Genomic DNA, 15,916 nt, shown 5'->3' with positions numbered 1-15,916 from the left:
AAATGGCGACTCGCAGCGGGAAGACCGTAAGCGGATACATCGGTGGCGCGACGGACGGTTGTCCGTCGCGCCACCGAAAGGGGTGAACCGGCGTAACTTTCCCGGCCCGGTCGCGTTCTGTCGCGGTAGGGCGGCCGGATGTTACGGAGGGTCAGGCTCGGGCCAGCTCCCTCCGGGCCGCCCGGCGGGCCGCCGCGAGGCCGGGGTCGAGGGCGGGCACGGCCGCCAGGAGCTGCCGTGTGTACGGGTCGCGGGGGTCCGCGTACACCTCGTCGGCCTCGCCCTGCTCGACGATCACGCCCCGGCGCATCACGGCGACCCGGTCACTGACCTGCCGGACCACGGCGAGGTCGTGGGCGATGAAGACCAGGCCGATGCCCAGCTCCCGCTGGAGCTCGGCGAGCAGGGCGACGACCTGGGCCTGGGTGGTGACGTCCAGGGCGGAGACCGGTTCGTCGCAGACGATCAGCCTCGGCTCCGCGGCCAGGGCGCGGGCGATCCCGACGCGCTGGCGCTGTCCGCCGCTGAACTCGTGCGGGTAGCGCTCGAAGTGCGCCGGTTCCAGCCCGACGCGTTCCAGGAGCGCGCCCACCCGGGCCCGGACCCGCCCCTCGTCGCGCTCCCCGGCGGCCCGGAGCGGATCGGCCACGGACTCCCCCACCGAGCGGCGGGGGTTGAGGGAGGCCACGGGGTCCTGGAAGACCATCTGGAGCTCGCGGCGGAAGGGCCTCAGCTCCTTCTCCGACAGCGCGCCGATCTCCCTGCCCCGGTAGCGGAGGCGGCCCGCCGTGGGGTCGAGCAGCCGGACCAGCATCCGCCCGAGGGTGGTCTTGCCGCTGCCGCTCTCGCCCACGATGCCGAGCGTCTCCCCGGCGCGCACGGTGAGCGAGACCCCGTCCACGGCCGCGACCCGCCCGCTCCCCCGCCCGAACGCGCGCCGCAGGTCCACGGCTTCGAGCAGCGGCGCCGCGTCCCGCGCTCCGGCCACGGGCGGCGCGTCCCCGGCGGCACGGGCCACCGGCACCGGCACGGCCCGGCGCGCCTCCACGCGCGGCACGGCCGCCAGCAGTTCCTTCGTGTACGGGGCACGCGGCGTGGACAGCACGCGGGCGACGGGGCCGCGTTCCACCTCCGTACCGCGCCGCATCACGAGGACGTCGTCCACGCTCTCCGCCGCCACGCCCACGTCATGGGTGACCAGCAGCAGACCCATGCCCGTCTCGTGGCGCAGATCGTGCAGCAGGTCCAGGATCTGGGCCTGGACGGTGACGTCGAGGGCGGTGGTCGGCTCGTCCGCGATGAGCAGGCGCGGTTCGCAGGCGAGCGCCATCGCGATGAGGGCGCGTTGCCGCATGCCGCCGGAGAACTCGTGCGGGCGCAGCCGGGAGCGGCGGGCGGCGTGCGGGATGCCGACCCGGTCCAGCACCTCCACCGCGCGGGCGCGGGCGGCCTTGCGGGAGACGGGGCGGTGGACCCGGTACACCTCGGCGATCTGGTCGCCGACGGGGTGGTACGGGTCGAGCGAGGACAGCGGGTCCTGGAAGACCACGGCGGCCTTCGCGCCCCGCAGCGCCCGCAGCGCCCGGTCGTCGGCCGCGTTCACGTCCGTACCGGCGACGCGGACGCTTCCGCCGACGCGGGCGCCGGTGTTCCGGTGGAGGCCGAGCAGGGCGTGGGCGGCGGCGCTCTTGCCGGAACCGGACTCCCCCACCACGCCCAGCGCGCCGCCCGCCTCCAGGGTGAAGGAGAGCCGGTCGACGGCCTTCACCGGCCCGAACTCGACGGTGAGATCGGTGACGTCGACCAGGGGGGTGGGCCCGTCGGCCTCGGCCGGGCGGCCGGTGACGCCGGGGGACCCGGCCGGGGGCTCGGGGTGTGGGGTCATGACAGGACCACCCGTCGGTCGGCCAGCGCGTACAGGAGGTCCGCGACGGCGTTGGCGAGGACGACGAAGAACCCGGTCACCAGCACCATCCCGACCACGACGGGCAGGTCGACGACCTTGACCGCGTGGACGAGTTCGCGCCCGATGCCGGGAATGCCGAAGAGGGATTCGGTGAGCACCGCGCCGCCGAACATCGTGCCGAGGTCCAGGGCGCTCAGCGCGATGACGGGAGCCACCGCGCCCCGCAGCGCGTGGCGGCCGAGGACGGCCCGTTCCCCGACCCCGTACGCGCGGAACGTGCGCACATGGTCTTCGGCGAGGGTCTCCAGCATGGCGCTGCGGGTGAGGCGGGCGTACTTGGCGGACTCGATGAGCGCCAGGGACGTCCAGGGCAGCAGCAGCCCCCAGGCCCACTGTTCGGGGTCCTCGGTGAAGGGGACGTAGGAGGGGGCGGGCAGCCATTGGAGGGTGGAGCAGAACAGGATGATGAGCAGCAGTCCGACGACGAAGACCGGGGTGGCGGAGCCGGCCAGGGTCAGCCAGGTCAGCACGCGTTCGGTGAGCCGGCCGCGCCGCAGGACGGAGAGCACGCCGGTGCCGACGCCGAGCAGCAGCCAGCCCGCGAACGCGCCGATCACCAGGGAGCCGGTCACCGGGAGCTTGGCCAGGATGAGCCGGGTGACCTGCTGGTCGGACTGGTAGCTGACGCCGAGGCAGGGCATCGCGCAGTGCTCGGTGCCGGTGCCGGTGGAGAAGTCCCGTCCGGCGACGATGCCCTGGAGGAAGTGGGCGTACTGCACGTACACCGGGTCGTCCAGCCGCAGTTGCTCGGTGACCTGGGCGACCTGGGCGGGCGAGCAGCGCGGTCCGCAGGCGATCTGGGCGACGTCGCCGGGGGCCACGTAGAAGACCGCGTAGAGGACGACGGTGAGGGCGAGCAGGACGAGGACGGCCCCGCCGAGCCGCCGGAGCAGGAAGCCGGTCACGTGGTCTCCCCCTTCCCGGTGGCGCCGGTGCCCACCCGGAGCCGGGAGGCGGCGCGCGGGTCGAGTGCGGTGCGCACGCCCTCGCCGAGGACGGTGAGCGCGAGGACGGTGACGAAGAGGAGCCCGGCGGGGATCAGAAGATACGTGGGGGCGGCCTGGTACCAGGTGTCGGCCTCGGTGAGCATCTGCCCCCAGGACGGGGTGGGCGGTTGGATGCCGACGCCGAGGAAGGACAGGGCCGCCTCGACGGTGATGTTGGCCGGGAAGGCGAGGGCCGCGTACGTGATGACGGGCGCGGCGAGCGAGGGCAGCAGTTCGCGGCGGGCGACGGACCAGGTGCCGCGACCGCTGAGCCGGGCCGCCGCGACGAAGTCGAGGGACTTCAGGGTGAGCGCCTGGGCGCGCACGATCTTCGACGTGCCGGACCAGCCGATGCCTCCGATGACCAGGGCGATGAGCACGGGCCGGGGGAAGGTCTCGGGGACGATCGCCAGGAGCGCCAGGGCGATGACCATGACCGGCAGGGCGACGTTGATGTCGGTGATCCGGCCGAGGAGCTGGTCGAGCCGGCGGTTGCCGAGGGCGGCGGCGAGCCCGATGACCGTGCCGAGGGCGACCTGGAGGAGGGTGGCCACGAGGGCGACGCCGAGCGAGACCCGCGCCCCGTACACCACGCGGGCGAACAGGTCGCGGCCGGTCTGCGGTTCGACGCCGAGCCAGTGCTCACCGCTGATGCCGCCGAAGGAGCCGAGGGGGACGCCGCCGGCCGCCGAGTCGACGAGGTCGGGGTGGTAGGTGTTCGGGTCCTGGCCCGCCAGGGCGGTGAGCAGCGGCGCGGCGAGGGCGACCAGGACGAGCAGGAGGACGACGAGGGCCGCGGCGGAGGCGGCGCGCTGGGCGCGCAGCCTCCGCCGGAACGACCGGGCCCCGGTGGCGGGGGCGGCGGCCGGCGCCGCTCCCGCCTTCTGGACCGACAGGGCTTCGGACATGGTTACTTGACCGCGACCTGGGAGACGTCGAGGACACCGGTCCAGTCGCTGATGACGACGTTCTTCACGTCCTCGCCGTACAGCCGCTTGTAGACCGGGTGGAAGAGCGGGACGGTCAGGGCCTGTGCGCCGATCTTCTTGTCGAGCGCGCCCCAGCGGGCGGCGGCGGCCTCGAGGTCGGTGAGCTGGTTGATCGCGTCGATCTCCCGGTTGACCTCGGGGTCGTTCAGGAAGCCGGTGTTGAAGTTGGCGCCGTCCTTCACGATCTGCCGGCCGTCGAAGATCGGGGCGAGGAAGGGGCCGCCGGAGGGCCAGTCGGCTCCCCAGTGGGCGAGGAAGAAGCCGGGCTCCTTCTTCGCGCTGTGGATGGTGTCGGAGTAGTCGTTGCTCTCCAGGCCCCGGAGCTCGACGGTGATGCCGGCCTTCTTCAGCGCTGCCTGGATCGCGGTGGCGATCTCCGGGCTGGTCTCGAAGTCCTTGTCGTTGGAGTGGGTGAGCGTGACGGTCAGGCCCTTCCCGTATCCGGCCTCTTTCAGCAGTTCCTTCGCCCGGGCGGCGTCGCCCGTCTTCCCGGCCGGGAAGTGGTCGTAGGGGACGTGCCCGAAGGAGTCCCGCTCGGGCAGGAAGGTGGTCGCGGGTTCGGCGAGGGAGGAGCCGCCCGCCGCGTTGACGACCGAGGTGCGGTCGATGGCGTACGAGATCGCCCGGCGCACCTTCGGGTCGTCGAAGGGCTTCACCTTCGGGTTGAAGGCGAGGTAGTTGGTGTAGCCGAAGTGGCCGGTGCCGACGCGGGCGGCGAGCTTCTTGTCGCTGCCGGTCCTGGCGAGTTCGGCGGGGCCGAGGTTGGTGTCGGTGGTGACGGCCGCGGCGTCCGCGCCCCGGGAGGCGGAGAGGCGCTGGTTGATGACGGCGGAGTCGAGCCCGGAGCGCACGTCGATCCGGTCGGGGTAGGCCTTGCGCTCCTCGTCGGTCGTGGCCGACCAGTGCGGGTTGCGCTCCAGGACGAGGCGTTCGCCGTCGTTCTCGTTGGAGACGACCTTGTACGGCCCCGAGGAGACCGGGTGCTCCTCGTACTTCGTTCCGGTGTCCTTGGCCTGCGGGACCGGGGTGGTCTGGGTCTGGGTGGCGAGGTAGGGAAACTCGCCCTCGGGCTTGTTCAGCCGGAAGACGATCGTCCTCTCGTCGGGCGTCTCGATGGAGTCGAGCCCCTTCCTGTCCTTGTACGGGCCCTGGTAGTCGGCCCCGCCGATCAGCCAGTCCCGCAGGTAGGGGGCTCCGCCGGAGAGTTCGGCGGCGAAGGAGCGTTCGATGCCGTACTTGATGTCGGCCGAGGTGATCGGGGTGCCGTCCTCGTACTTCAGCCCCTCCTTGAGGGTGTACGTCCACACCGTGGCGTTCTCGCTGGGCGTGCCGAGGTCGGTGGCGAGGTCGGGGACGACCTTCGCGCCCTCGGCCCCGTCCTCGCGGTTGCGGGTGGTGAGGGTGCGGAAGACGAGGGAGGGGACGTTGCCACCGCCGGAGGTGTAGAGCCGGGCGGGGTCGAAGTCCTGCTGCGGGTTGCTGTTGAGGACGGTGAGGGTGCCACCCTTGCGGGGTGTGCCCTCGGCCCCGGAGCCGGCGGCGGCGCTGCCGGTGTCCTCGGGGCCGCAGGCCGCGACGCCCGCGGCCAGGACGAGGACCGCGGCGGAGGCTGCCACGCGGCGGGATATGACGGACGGTTGACGCATCGGAAGATGACCTCTCGGAGTACGGCGTGCGAAGAATGCGGAGGAAGCGATGTCCGCGCAGGCGTCGGCCGACCAGGGCACGGAACCCGTTCCCGGAGAACGGAAAGGGAGCCGGAAAAGGAGCTGGAAAGGGAAAAGCCGCGCCTGCGGACGGAATACGTCCGGGCGCGGCAGTCAGGGGCCCGCCGGAGCCGGAAAAGGACTCACGGAGAAAGAAGGAAGAAAAGGGGCCGACGCGCGCTCGGACAGGCGTCAGCTACAGAGAACGTCGGCGACGCAGTGCCCGGTCACGCCGAAAAGCGCCAGCTCAAGGGCGGCGATCTCGGAAGGTGCGGGGCTGCGCGACATGCCGAGAAATATGAACGACCGCCCCGACCGCTGTCAAAGCGGAAGTGGACGGTCGTCTCAGCATCCGGACCGGCTCGCCTCAACTCTTGGGGTACACCCAGGGGTTGGGCTTGCACTTGATGCCTTCCAGCTCCAGGCTCTTGGTCTGCTGCTGCATCACCGGAGCGAGCGCGCCCGGAGTGCGGCAGCTCACATGGTTGTGACCGAGGCGATGGCCGACCTCGTGGTTGATGAGCATCTGGCGGTACGACAGCATCTTGTCCGGACCGAAGGTGACCGCGCCCCGGGCCCAGCGGTAGGCGTTGATCATGACGCGGTCGGTCGCGGCGGAATCGCACGAGACGTTGTCGATCGTGGTGTCCAGACCGGATTTGGCACACCAGTCGCCGGTGGTGCCGGGGCTGGCGAGCGTGATCACGAATTCCGGTTGGCCCGACGAGATCCGCTCGAAGGTCATCGCACCGTTGTGCGCCCAACTCCGGTCGTCGTTCAGCGTCTTCTGCACGGCCTCGGCGAACAGTCCGGCGTCGAGGCCGAGCCCCTTCTCCACGTCGATCCGGTAGGTGCGCTTGTGCCCCTTCCCCGGAGCCTTCGCCATTCCGGGCACCGCCTCGAACTCGCCGCTCCCCCGGAGATCGGCGGCGAGCGGGAACGGCTGCGCCATCTTGGCCGCGTACGAGAGGGGCTTGACCTCGGGCTTGCGCGAGGCGTGGTTGGGGGTCGGGCGGTTGTCGGAGCGGGACGCCTCCTCGGTCAGGCCCTTGCGCTCCATACCGGCGGCGCGCGCGGCGGCCGCACGGTCGCCGGAGTCCTCGGCGACCTGCCCGGCCACCACGACGGCGAGCACGGTGGTCACCGCCGCGGCGGCGATCCCGGTACACGTCCGGCCCCGGCCGCTCCGGGGCGCCGGGCGCTCGTCGGACTCCGGCGCCTCCGCCCCGGCCTCGTCGGCCCCGTCCGGGACCGTGGGCGGCGGCGCGGCGGGCGCACTCTCCGGGGCGTCGGCGTCGAAGGCTTCCAGGAACTCCCGGCGCGGGCCGGGCACCGGGGGGCCGTCGGGCGCCGGCCGCTGCCGCGCCGCCCGGCCGTCCGCGACGCGCTGGGCCGCGCGCTGCGCGGAGACCTGACGGGCCACGGCCTGCCGCCGGGTGTCGCCGTCCCGGACCCCGGAACCGGAATACGGCCGGCCGTCGGCGTCCTGGACACCGGGACCGCCGGAGGGCGGCCGGCCACCGCCGGAACGGTGGTCGCCGCTCCCGGAGCGGTGGTCCTGACCGGGGTACGGGCGGGGCGGATACGCGTGCGGCGCGGGGGCGGCGTGCCCCTGGCCGGGACGGGAGACCGGACCGGCTCCCCAGCCGCCGCCCTGCTCGCGCTGTTCGGGGTGGCCGCCGCGCACCTGCGGGGCGTCGGCGGCGAACGGGCCCTGCCCGTCACCGGTCAGCGGGGAGAACACGTCCCGCCGGTCGCCGGCCGGCGCGGTCCGCCGGCGTCGGCCGGTGCCGGACGCCGGAGGCGCCGCGGCCCGCTCGGCGGCCGGTTCCGCCGCGTCCGGGCCGATCGCCCCGGATCCCTTTCGACTGTGTCGTCCCACGCCCCGGATCAGCTCCCGCCGCTCTCGTCCAGCAGTTCCCGGAACGCCTGGGCGACCGCCTCCGGGTACTCCATCATCGCCACGTGCCCGGCGTCGGGCAGCGTCAGCAGCCGGGCGTCACGGAAAGCCGTGGACGCCCTGCGCGCCATCCGGTACGAGACGAGCCGGTCCCGCCTGCCGTACACGAGCAGGGTCGGTGCGAGCACCCGCTCGGCCTGGCGCCACAGCCCCTGCTGGCCGCCCAGCGTGTACGCGTCCACGATGCCCCGCGCCGAACGCGTCATCGCGTCCCAGAAGTACGGCAGTCCCAGCCGGCGCTCCATCTCGGCCACCGCGTGGCGGAAGGCTTCCTCGGAGACCCGTGCCGGATCGCCGTAACAGAGTGCCATGACTCCACGGGTGCGCTGTTCCGCCGTCCAGTCCTTCGTCAGCCGGGAGAACAGGGAGGCGACCCCCGGCACCGCCAGCAGGCCGGTCGGCACGGCCGGGCGCTGGACCCGCCACTCGGGCAGGGCGGGCGAGACCAGGGTGAGGGTGCGCACCAGGTCGGGGCGGACGGCGGCGACCCGCGTGGCGACCGCGCCGCCCAGCGAGTTGCCGAAGAGGTGGACGGGGCCGCGGTCCTCCGCGTCCAGCAGCCGGATCACCGCGCGAGCGTGTCCGGTCACCGAGTAGTTGCCGTCGTCCGGCGGCGGCGAGTCCCCGAATCCGGGCAGGTCGACGGCTTCCCCGTCGACCACACCGGACAGCAGCGGCATCAGCGCGGACCAGTTCTGGGACGAGCCGCCGAGCCCGTGCACGTACAGCGCGGGGGGCAGCCCGGTCCGGTCGCCCGGCCGGCAGCGGACGTTCAGACCGAGCCCCGGCAGGGAAACGGTGCGCAGCCGTTCGCCGTCGGCGACCCGGACGGCACTGACCGCAGGGGCCACCGCTGCGGCGGCGGCCCGGGCACCCGGCAGCTCGGTCGAAGACATGCGCCAATGTTACGAGACGATCACGCCATGAATCATGTGTTCGCCGTCACAAGCCCGTATCGCGGGGTAGACGGGTAACTCCTAGGCTTCATGGGGAACGACAGGAAGGGAGCGGCACATGACGGTCGACCCGAGCGACCCGGACACCTTCGAGGACGTCGAGCCGGACGAGCCGGGGCCCGAGGCTCCGGAGGCGGACGCCGCCGAGCAGCGCGCGGATGTCCGGCCCGAGGACGACGAGCGGGCCGGAGACGTCGACCCCGCGGTCGCCGATGAGGCGGACATGGCGGAACAGCGCCGGGTGATCCCGCTGGATGAGGACGATTACCGGTAATACGCCCCGCTTTGCCCCCCGACCAGGGAGAACTGTGGCTTCCGCAGCCGTCCGGTCCGTGAAATTCTGCGTCCGCGCCACGCGCAGCCCGGTTACCCAAAAGTACGATGGCTGTACGGCGCAGCGTGCACGGACCGGCTGTGCTGGAACACATATTTGGGAGGCGGCGTGACAGCCATCGAGCAGACAGAGGCGGCGCGCCCGCGGGGCACCCGCCTGCCCCGCCGCGCCCGACGCAATCAGCTGCTGGGCGCCGCGCAGGAGGTCTTCGTCGCGCAGGGTTACCACTCCGCCGCGATGGACGACATCGCCGAGCGGGCCGGAGTCAGCAAGCCGGTGCTCTACCAGCACTTCCCCGGAAAGCTGGAGCTGTACCTGGCCCTGCTCGACCAGCACTGCGAATCGCTCCTCCAGGCCGTGCGCACGGCGCTGGCCTCGACGACCGACAACAAGCTGCGCGTCGAGGCGACGATGGACGCCTACTTCGCGTACGTGGAGGACGAGGGCGGCGCGTTCCGGCTGGTCTTCGAGTCCGACCTGACCAACGAGCCCGCCGTGCGCGAGCGGGTGGACCGGGTCTCGCTCCAGTGCGCCGAGGCCATCTCCGACGTGATCGCCGGGGACACGGGCCTCTCCAAGGACGAGTCCATGCTGCTGGCGGTGGGGCTCGGCGGCGTCTCCCAGGTGGTGGCGCGCTACTGGCTCTCCAGCCGGTCCCCCATCCCGCGCGACACGGCGGTCCAGCTCCTCACCTCGCTGGCCTGGCGGGGCATCGCGGGCTTCCCGCTGCACGGCGTCGAGCAGCACTGACCCCCGCCGGGGCGACACCCGGACCCGTGTTCGCTGCGGGCGTTGCCGGTCGGGCCCTGAGCGTCCCTCCCGCCGGGCTAATGTGGCTGCGTACGGCGCGGTTCGCCGCGCGAGGACTGACCGTCGGAGGGACATAGCCGTGGAGGTCAAGATCGGGGTGCAGCACTCGCCCCGCGAGATCGTTCTGGAGAGCGGGCTTTCCGCCGAGGACGTCGAGAGCGCGGTCACCGCTGCACTGGGCGGCAAGGCGGAGCTGCTCAGCCTCACGGACGACAAGGGCCGCAAGGTCCTGGTGCCGGCCGACCGCATCGCGTATGTGGAGATCGGTGAGCCGACCACCCGGCGGGTGGGGTTCGGGGCGCTGTAGTCCACCGGACGCGTCGACCATGGGAGCGGCCCGGCGGGAATCTTCCCGCCGGGCCGCTCCTGTGCTGTTCCGCGCCGTGCCGTGTGCGGCTCCTCCGCCGTCCCGGCGCACGGGCTCCTCGCAGCGGGTGGCGCGGGTGTCCCGCAGCAGGTCGGGGCGGGATCCCGTACGAGTTGCGGAGGCCGCCGGAGGGTTGCCCGGCGCGGGCGGGGGGTAGGACGCCCTACGACCGATTTGCCCGCCCCGCACACCCCCGCGAGGTGATCCTCTGTGATCTGGGAATCCTTCGGCGCCGCCGTACTCGGACTGGCCCTGTCCTGGGTGGCGCTGCGATCACTGTCCGACCGGCTGCCCTCCGCCCGTGCGGTGTATCTCACCGGCACGCTGGGCGCCCTGTTCGGCGCCTACCTGACGCATGCGGCCCTGGGACCCGGCCACGCCCTGGCGACGCTGATCGGCGCCGTGCCGGTGGGGGCGGTGACGCTGTCGCTCCTGATCAGGCCCCGCGGCCGCCGCCTCACCCGGTCGGCGGCGGCCCAGTAGCACGGGGGTCGTGCGGGCACAGCGCTGGGGTCATGCGGGCACGGGGTTACGCGGCCAGCCCCAGCGCGGCCATCCGCTTGGTGTGGGCCTCGGTGATCCGGGAGAACATCCGGCCCACCTCGGCCAGGTCGAAGCCGTCCGCGACGCCGCCGACCAGCATCGTCGAGAGGGCGTCGCGGTCGGCGACCACCCGCTGGGCCTGCGAGAGCGCCTCGCCCATCAGGCGGCGCGCCCACAGCGCGAGGCGTCCGCCGACCCGCGGGTCGGCCTCGATGGCGGCGCGCACCTTCTCCACGGCGAAGTTCCCGTGGCCCGTGTCGTCGAGCACCGACAGCACGAGAGCACGGGTGTCGGTGTCCAGCCGGGCCGCGACCTCGCGGTAGAAGTCGCTAGCGATCGAGTCGCCGACGTACGCCTTGACCAGGCCCTCCAGCCAGTCGGACGGAGCGGTCTGGCGGTGGAAGTCGTCGAGCGCCTTGGCGAACGGCTCCATCGCGGCGGTCGGGTCCTCCTCCACGGCGGCCAGCCGGCGGCTGAGCTGCTCGAAGTGGTGGAACTCGGCGGTGGCCATCTTCGCCAGCTCCGCCTTGTCCGCGAGGGTCGGGGCGAGCTTCGCGTCCTCCGCCAGCCGCTCGAAGGCCGCCAGCTCTCCGTAGGCGAGGGCGCCGAGCAGGTCCACGACGGCTGCGCGGTACTGCGGGTCGGCGGCCGCGGTGGCCCAGTCCCGGGCGGCGATCCCGGTGGCTTCGGACAGGTCTGCGGGGGCTTCGGTGGCGTGGTCTGGCGTCTCCATGAACGGAACGATAGCCCTCTCCGCGCAGGGCGGAAGGGCCTGGTCAGCCAGGGACCCCATACCGTTCCGATGAATTCGTCCGACACACATGCGCGAATCCGGGGTACAGTGGTATTGCGCTTACTGAGCACTGTGCTGTGCCAGAGGCGCGCCCTTGAATGAGGATGCCCGGTCGGTGGCCCGATCGGCTCCGACCCGACAGCCCTCCACGCGGTGCGTACGACATGTACGGCGGCAGATGAGGGGCCCCCTCAGCGGCACGAGCGCTCGAGCGACGGCAGTGGTCCCGCGCCACCCGGCCCATCCACGGCCGGATGACCAACCCGGCACGGTACGACCCCCAGCGTTCGCCTCGGACCGCGTCTCACAGAAGAGGCAGCACCCTGACTACGTTCCGAGACCTCGGTATTCTTTCCGAGACGGCCGAAGCCCTTGAGGCGGTCGGCATCACGTCCCCCTTCCCCATCCAGGAGCTGACGCTCCCCGTAGCCCTCTCCGGCTCCGACGTCATCGGCCAGGCCAAGACCGGCACCGGCAAGACGCTCGGCTTCGGTCTTCCGCTCCTGGAGCGGGTGACCGTCCCCGCCGACGTCGAGGCCGGGCGCGCCAAGCCCGAGCAGCTGACCGACGCCCCGCAGGCGCTCGTCGTCGTCCCCACCCGTGAGCTGTGCCAGCAGGTCACCAACGACCTGCTCACCGCCGGCAAGGTCCGCAACGTCCGCGTTCTCGCGATCTACGGCGGCCGGGCCTACGAGCCCCAGGTCGAGGCGCTCAAGAAGGGCGTCGACGTGATCGTCGGCACGCCGGGCCGCCTCCTGGACCTGGCGGGCCAGCGCAAGCTCGACCTCTCCCACATCCGCGGGCTCGTCCTCGACGAGGCCGACGAGATGCTGGACCTGGGCTTCCTGCCCGACGTCGAGCGCATCATCACGATGCTGCCGCCCAAGCGCCAGACCATGCTGTTCTCGGCCACCATGCCCGGCGCGGTCATCAGCCTGGCCCGCCGCTACATGTCGCAGCCGACGCACATCAACGCCACGTCGCCCGACGACGAGGGCACGACCGTCAAGAACACGGTCCAGCACGTCTACCGCGCGCACAACATGGACAAGCCCGAGATGCTCGCGCGCATCCTCCAGGCGGACGGCCGCGGGCTCGCGATGATCTTCTGCCGGACGAAGCGCACGGCCGCCGACATCGCCGAGCAGCTGGAGAAGCGCGGCTTCGCCTCCGGCGCGGTCCACGGCGACCTCGGCCAGGGCGCCCGCGAGCAGGCGCTGCGCGCCTTCCGCAACGGCAAGGTCGACGTCCTGGTCTGCACCGACGTCGCCGCGCGCGGCATCGACGTCGAGGGCGTGACCCACGTCGTCAACTACCAGTCGCCGGAGGACGAGAAGACCTACCTCCACCGCATCGGCCGCACCGGCCGCGCGGGCGCCAAGGGCATCGCGATCACGCTGGTCGACTGGGACGACATCCCGCGCTGGCAGCTGATCAACAAGGCCCTGGACCTGAAGTTCCCGGACCCGCCCGAGACGTACTCCACCTCGCCGCACCTCTTCGAGGAGCTGGGCATCCCGGCGGGCACCAAGGGCGTGCTGCCGCGCGCCGAGCGGACCCGCGCCGGCCTGCGCGCCGAGGAGGTCGAGGACCTCGGTGAGACCGGCGGCCGCGGCCGCAAGTCCGCCGCCCCCGCTCCGGCGCGCGAGGAGCATGAGGAGCGCGAGCCCCGCACCCGTACACCGCGCCAGCGCCGCCGCACCCGCGGCGGATCCGGCGTCGAGGCGGAGGCGGCCACGGTGCCCGCACCCGCCAAGGAGGCCACTCCGGCCGCCCCGGCCGGTGAGGACGACGCGCCCGAGGCTCCGCGTACCCCGCGCCGTCGCCGCCGTACCCGCGTCAGCGCCGCCGAGGCAGCCGTGGCCGTCGCCGAGGCCCCGGTGGTACCCGCCCCGGTGGCCGAGGCAGCGCCGGCCGCGAAGCCGGTGGCCGAGGCCGCGCCCGTCGCCGAGCCGGTCGTGAAGCCGGTGGTTGAGGCCCCCGCGGCCGAGCCGGTGGCCGAGGCCGTCGCGGAGACGAAGCCGCGCCGCCGTCGCAGCCGCGCCGCGAAGCCGGTGGCGGAGGAGGCGGCCGCGCCCGCCACCGCTCCGGCCGCGTCGGCCCCGGCCGAGTTCCAGACCGTGGCGGTCGCCGCGGGCATCACGGAGCCGGCCCCCGAGGCGAAGGCCCGGCCTCGCCGCCGCGCCCGGATCGTGAAGCCGGCCGACGAGGTCGACTTCCAGATCGCCCCGGCCGCCGAGCCGGAGCCCGAGGCCAAGACGCGCCGCCGCCCGGCTCGCGCCACGTCGAAGACGGAGCCGAAGGCAAAGACGGAGTCGAAGGCGAAGGCCGAGTCGAAGGCCAAGGCGAAGGCCGAGGCCAAGAGCGCCGAGTCCGAGGCCGTGGTGAGCGAGCCGAAGGCACGGGCGACCAGGACGACGAAGTCGCGCGCCAAGGCGGAGACGGCTTCGGAGCCCGTGGAGAAGGCCACCGCCAAGAGTTCCTCGGCGGTCGCCGCCGAGGCCCCGGCCGCCGAGGCGGAGGCCAAGCCGCGCCGCCGCCGGGCGACCCGCCCGGCGGGCGCCGCGACCGCGACCGCGACCCCGGAGGCCGCCGTGGTCTCCGCCGCCGAGGCCGTGGTGAGCGAGGCCGCCGCCGCGCCGAAGACGCGACGTCGTCGGGCCACCCGCCCGGCGGGCGCCGCGACGACGACCGAGAGCTGACGCTTCCGGCGACACCGCTCCAGGGACGGCCTCGCATCCGCGGACACAGTTCGCCGGTGCGGGGCCGTACCCGAACCGGCTGGTCCACAGCACTCCGCCCCGTCGATCCGATGATCGACGGGGCGGAGTCGTGGCGGGCCGCCCGGCAGGGTCGGCTCGGTGGCCGCGCGGAGCGGTGGCGGATCAGGGGCGGAGGACCCGGCCCTGCTTGTCGGTGCGGTCATTGCTGGTGAGGTAGAGGATGCCGTCGATCAGCGCCCAGACGCCGAGACCACCGAAGGTGAGGAGCTGGGCGATGCCCACACCGATGGACCCGACGTAGAAGCGTCCGATGCCGAGACCTCCCAGAAGAATCTGGAGGACGCCGGCGACGACCTTCGACTTGTCGGAGTAGGGGCGGCCCTGCGGATCGAAGCCGTAAGGGGCGTCCGGAGCGGGGGTGGTCATGGGGATATCTCCTGGGTGAGCGGAAGAGCAACCGGAAGAGAACATTCCGGCCTGAGCCAGGAGGAAGCCGCGCCCGAACAGCGCAGACTCAAGCCCCCTGTGTCATGACAGGGTAAAGAAGATCGCGGCCCCACCGAGAGGGGCGACCGGCGATCGTGCCCGCTTCGTGATCAATCACGGCAATTGCGCACTCCGACCACCGGATCAACCGGGGCACCCGGTCCTGTGCCTGATCACGCCACGCCGCGGACCACGGGCGAGGAGGACCGGACCGTCACGGTTCAGGCACCCGGCGGGCGGAGGGGGACGGAACAGGTCCGACCGCCGTTCTGCGGGACGGGTGAGCGGGGAAGCTCTCCGGTGCGGGCCGAGGGCGCGGTGGCGGGCCCGGGTGGCACGGCACCCGGCCGGAGCGGGCGCGGGCGGAGACCACTGCCGCCATGCCACCTCCCGCCCGGGGCGGCGGCTGCCGGGTGGCGGCGATAGCCTCGCCGTATGAGCCGTCCGCCCACCTTCACCCCGCCGCCCTGCGCCCGCTCACGCGCCCTGTCCACCGAGCGCGGCGACTTCGCCGTCCTGGACGCCGTACCGGCTGCCCCGGCACGGGCGACCGCCCTGCTGCTGCCCGGCTACACCGGCAGCAAGGAGGACTTCGTCGCCCTGCTCGAACCGCTGTGCGCGGCGGGCTACCGGGTGGTCGCCGTGGACGGCCGGGGGCAGTTCGAGTCGCGGGGGACGGGGCGCCAGGAGAGTTACGTCCAGGCCGAGTTGGCCCGCGACGTGCTCGCCCAGGCGGCGGCCCTGGAGGGGGACACAGGGAAGCTGCACCTGCTCGGGCACTCGCTCGGCGGTCAGATCGCCCGCGCCGCCGTCCTGTGGGACGCCACCCCGTTCCGGTCGCTGACGCTGATGTCCTCGGGCCCCGCCGAGGTGGTCGCCGCCCAGCGGGACAAGGTGAAGATGCTGAGCGACGCGCTGGCCGTGCTGTCCATGGACGAGGTGTGGGAGGCGATGCGGGCGCTGGACCCCCCGCAGGACGCGGACACCGGCGACGGCGCGGACCTGCGCCGCCGCTGGCTCGCCCACGACCCGGCCCAGCTGATCGCCACCGGGGCCCAGCTGGCGGCCGAGCCCGACCGGGTGGACGAGCTGGCCGCCGTGGGGCTGCCCGTCCACGTGCTGTCCGGGGAGCGCGACGACGTCTGGCCGGTGGAGCTGTTCGACTCCATGGCGCACCGCCTCGGCGCCCGCCGCACCACGATCACCGGCGCCGAGCACTCCCCCAACACCGCCCGCCCGCAGGAGACGGCCGAGGCGCTGACCGCGTTCTGGGACGGCGTGAACGGGTCCTGACACC

15 protein-coding genes are annotated in these 15,916 nt (G+C 73.2%); 6 read left to right on the top strand and 9 right to left on the bottom strand.

Translation table 11 applies throughout. The features are described 5' to 3' along the window. Positions 1–151: 151 nt before the first annotated feature. The 7 genes from QFZ71_RS20795 to QFZ71_RS20770 all read right to left on the bottom strand — a co-directional run bounded on the left by QFZ71_RS20795 (position 152) and on the right by QFZ71_RS20770 (position 8,503). Positions 152–1,885 carry an ABC transporter ATP-binding protein gene (locus QFZ71_RS20795; protein ID WP_307669691.1) on the bottom strand — a complete coding sequence of 578 codons (1,734 nt, stop codon included), beginning with the start codon at positions 1,883–1,885 and terminating at the stop codon, positions 152–154. Beyond that, positions 1,882–2,871 (bottom strand): ABC transporter permease, encoded by a 990-nt coding sequence (locus QFZ71_RS20790; protein WP_307669690.1) that lies wholly within the window; start codon positions 2,869–2,871, stop codon positions 1,882–1,884. The genes QFZ71_RS20795 and QFZ71_RS20790 overlap by 4 nt, the downstream gene beginning before the upstream one ends. Beyond that, entirely contained in the window at positions 2,868–3,860 is a 993-nt protein-coding gene (locus QFZ71_RS20785) for an ABC transporter permease (RefSeq protein ID WP_307669689.1), read from the bottom strand. Before QFZ71_RS20785 ends, QFZ71_RS20790 begins: the two co-directional genes overlap by 4 nt. 2 nt (positions 3,861–3,862) lie before the next feature. Continuing rightward, a complete protein-coding gene (locus tag QFZ71_RS20780) occupies positions 3,863–5,587 on the bottom strand; it encodes an ABC transporter substrate-binding protein (protein ID WP_307669688.1) in 1,725 nt (574 codons plus the stop codon). A gap of 252 nt (positions 5,588–5,839) precedes the next feature. Then, positions 5,840–5,935: an Ms4533A family Cys-rich leader peptide gene (locus QFZ71_RS30495; protein WP_317992276.1), complete on the bottom strand. Its 96-nt coding sequence runs from the start codon at positions 5,933–5,935 to the stop codon at positions 5,840–5,842. Positions 5,936–6,014: 79 nt separating this feature from the next. Continuing rightward, complete coding sequence (locus tag QFZ71_RS20775; RefSeq protein ID WP_307669687.1) at positions 6,015–7,529, bottom strand: DUF3152 domain-containing protein; 1,515 nt, start codon at positions 7,527–7,529, stop codon at positions 6,015–6,017. Positions 7,530–7,537: 8 nt separating this feature from the next. Further along, positions 7,538–8,503 carry an alpha/beta fold hydrolase gene (locus QFZ71_RS20770; protein ID WP_307669686.1) on the bottom strand — a complete coding sequence of 322 codons (966 nt, stop codon included), beginning with the start codon at positions 8,501–8,503 and terminating at the stop codon, positions 7,538–7,540. Positions 8,504–8,621: 118 nt separating this feature from the next. On the opposite strand from QFZ71_RS20770, the gene QFZ71_RS20765 reads away from it, so the two are divergent. The 4 genes from QFZ71_RS20765 (at position 8,622) to QFZ71_RS20750 (ending at position 10,557) form a co-directional block, all read left to right on the top strand. Then, positions 8,622–8,837, top strand: a complete 216-nt coding sequence (locus QFZ71_RS20765; RefSeq protein ID WP_307669685.1) for a hypothetical protein — start codon at positions 8,622–8,624, stop codon at positions 8,835–8,837. A gap of 168 nt (positions 8,838–9,005) precedes the next feature. Continuing rightward, the gene (locus QFZ71_RS20760; protein WP_307669684.1) at positions 9,006–9,647 is read left to right on the top strand and encodes a TetR/AcrR family transcriptional regulator; all 642 of its coding nucleotides are present in this window, start codon (positions 9,006–9,008) and stop codon (positions 9,645–9,647) included. Positions 9,648–9,786: 139 nt separating this feature from the next. Then, entirely contained in the window at positions 9,787–10,014 is a 228-nt protein-coding gene (locus tag QFZ71_RS20755) for a DUF3107 domain-containing protein (RefSeq protein WP_307669683.1), read from the top strand. Positions 10,015–10,284: 270 nt separating this feature from the next. Further along, positions 10,285–10,557, top strand: coding sequence for a hypothetical protein (locus tag QFZ71_RS20750; protein ID WP_307669682.1), 273 nt, complete (start codon positions 10,285–10,287; stop codon positions 10,555–10,557). Between the two features lie 46 nt (positions 10,558–10,603). Here the strand turns inward: QFZ71_RS20750 and QFZ71_RS20745 are convergent, their stop codons facing one another. Then, entirely contained in the window at positions 10,604–11,350 is a 747-nt protein-coding gene (locus tag QFZ71_RS20745) for a ferritin-like fold-containing protein (protein WP_307669681.1), read from the bottom strand. Between the two features lie 314 nt (positions 11,351–11,664). On the opposite strand from QFZ71_RS20745, the gene QFZ71_RS20740 reads away from it, so the two are divergent. Further along, positions 11,665–14,112, top strand: a complete 2,448-nt coding sequence (locus QFZ71_RS20740) for a DEAD/DEAH box helicase (RefSeq protein WP_307669680.1) — start codon at positions 11,665–11,667, stop codon at positions 14,110–14,112. Positions 14,113–14,295: 183 nt separating this feature from the next. Here the strand turns inward: QFZ71_RS20740 and QFZ71_RS20735 are convergent, their stop codons facing one another. Next, positions 14,296–14,559: a TM2 domain-containing protein gene (locus tag QFZ71_RS20735; RefSeq protein ID WP_307669679.1), complete on the bottom strand. Its 264-nt coding sequence runs from the start codon at positions 14,557–14,559 to the stop codon at positions 14,296–14,298. 495 nt (positions 14,560–15,054) lie between these two features. Here QFZ71_RS20735 and QFZ71_RS20730 point away from each other — a divergent pair, with 495 nt between their 5' ends. Further along, positions 15,055–15,912, top strand: coding sequence for an alpha/beta fold hydrolase (locus QFZ71_RS20730; RefSeq protein ID WP_307669678.1), 858 nt, complete (start codon positions 15,055–15,057; stop codon positions 15,910–15,912). The last annotated feature ends 4 nt before the right edge of the window (positions 15,913–15,916 follow it).

This window comes from Streptomyces sp. V2I9, from assembly GCF_030817475.1.
In the GTDB taxonomy this organism is placed as follows: Bacteria; Actinomycetota; Actinomycetes; order Streptomycetales; family Streptomycetaceae; genus Streptomyces.
Note: the sequence above shows the minus strand (reverse complement) of the source record. Positions and strands in the feature narration are given on the sequence as shown.

Coding starts and splice junctions, on each gene's coding strand:
- QFZ71_RS20765 (WP_307669685.1), top strand. CDS start 8,622: ATGACGGTCGACCCGAGCGACCCGGACACCTTCGAGGACGTCGAGCCG.
- QFZ71_RS20785 (WP_307669689.1), bottom strand. CDS start 3,860: ATGTCCGAAGCCCTGTCGGTCCAGAAGGCGGGAGCGGCGCCGGCCGCC.
- QFZ71_RS20735 (WP_307669679.1), bottom strand. CDS start 14,559: ATGACCACCCCCGCTCCGGACGCCCCTTACGGCTTCGATCCGCAGGGC.
- QFZ71_RS20795 (WP_307669691.1), bottom strand. CDS start 1,885: ATGACCCCACACCCCGAGCCCCCGGCCGGGTCCCCCGGCGTCACCGGC.
- QFZ71_RS20780 (WP_307669688.1), bottom strand. CDS start 5,587: ATGCGTCAACCGTCCGTCATATCCCGCCGCGTGGCAGCCTCCGCCGCG.
- QFZ71_RS20770 (WP_307669686.1), bottom strand. CDS start 8,503: ATGTCTTCGACCGAGCTGCCGGGTGCCCGGGCCGCCGCCGCAGCGGTG.
- QFZ71_RS20730 (WP_307669678.1), top strand. CDS start 15,055: ATGAGCCGTCCGCCCACCTTCACCCCGCCGCCCTGCGCCCGCTCACGC.
- QFZ71_RS30495 (WP_317992276.1), bottom strand. CDS start 5,935: ATGTCGCGCAGCCCCGCACCTTCCGAGATCGCCGCCCTTGAGCTGGCG.
- QFZ71_RS20740 (WP_307669680.1), top strand. CDS start 11,665: ATGACCAACCCGGCACGGTACGACCCCCAGCGTTCGCCTCGGACCGCG.
- QFZ71_RS20745 (WP_307669681.1), bottom strand. CDS start 11,350: ATGGAGACGCCAGACCACGCCACCGAAGCCCCCGCAGACCTGTCCGAA.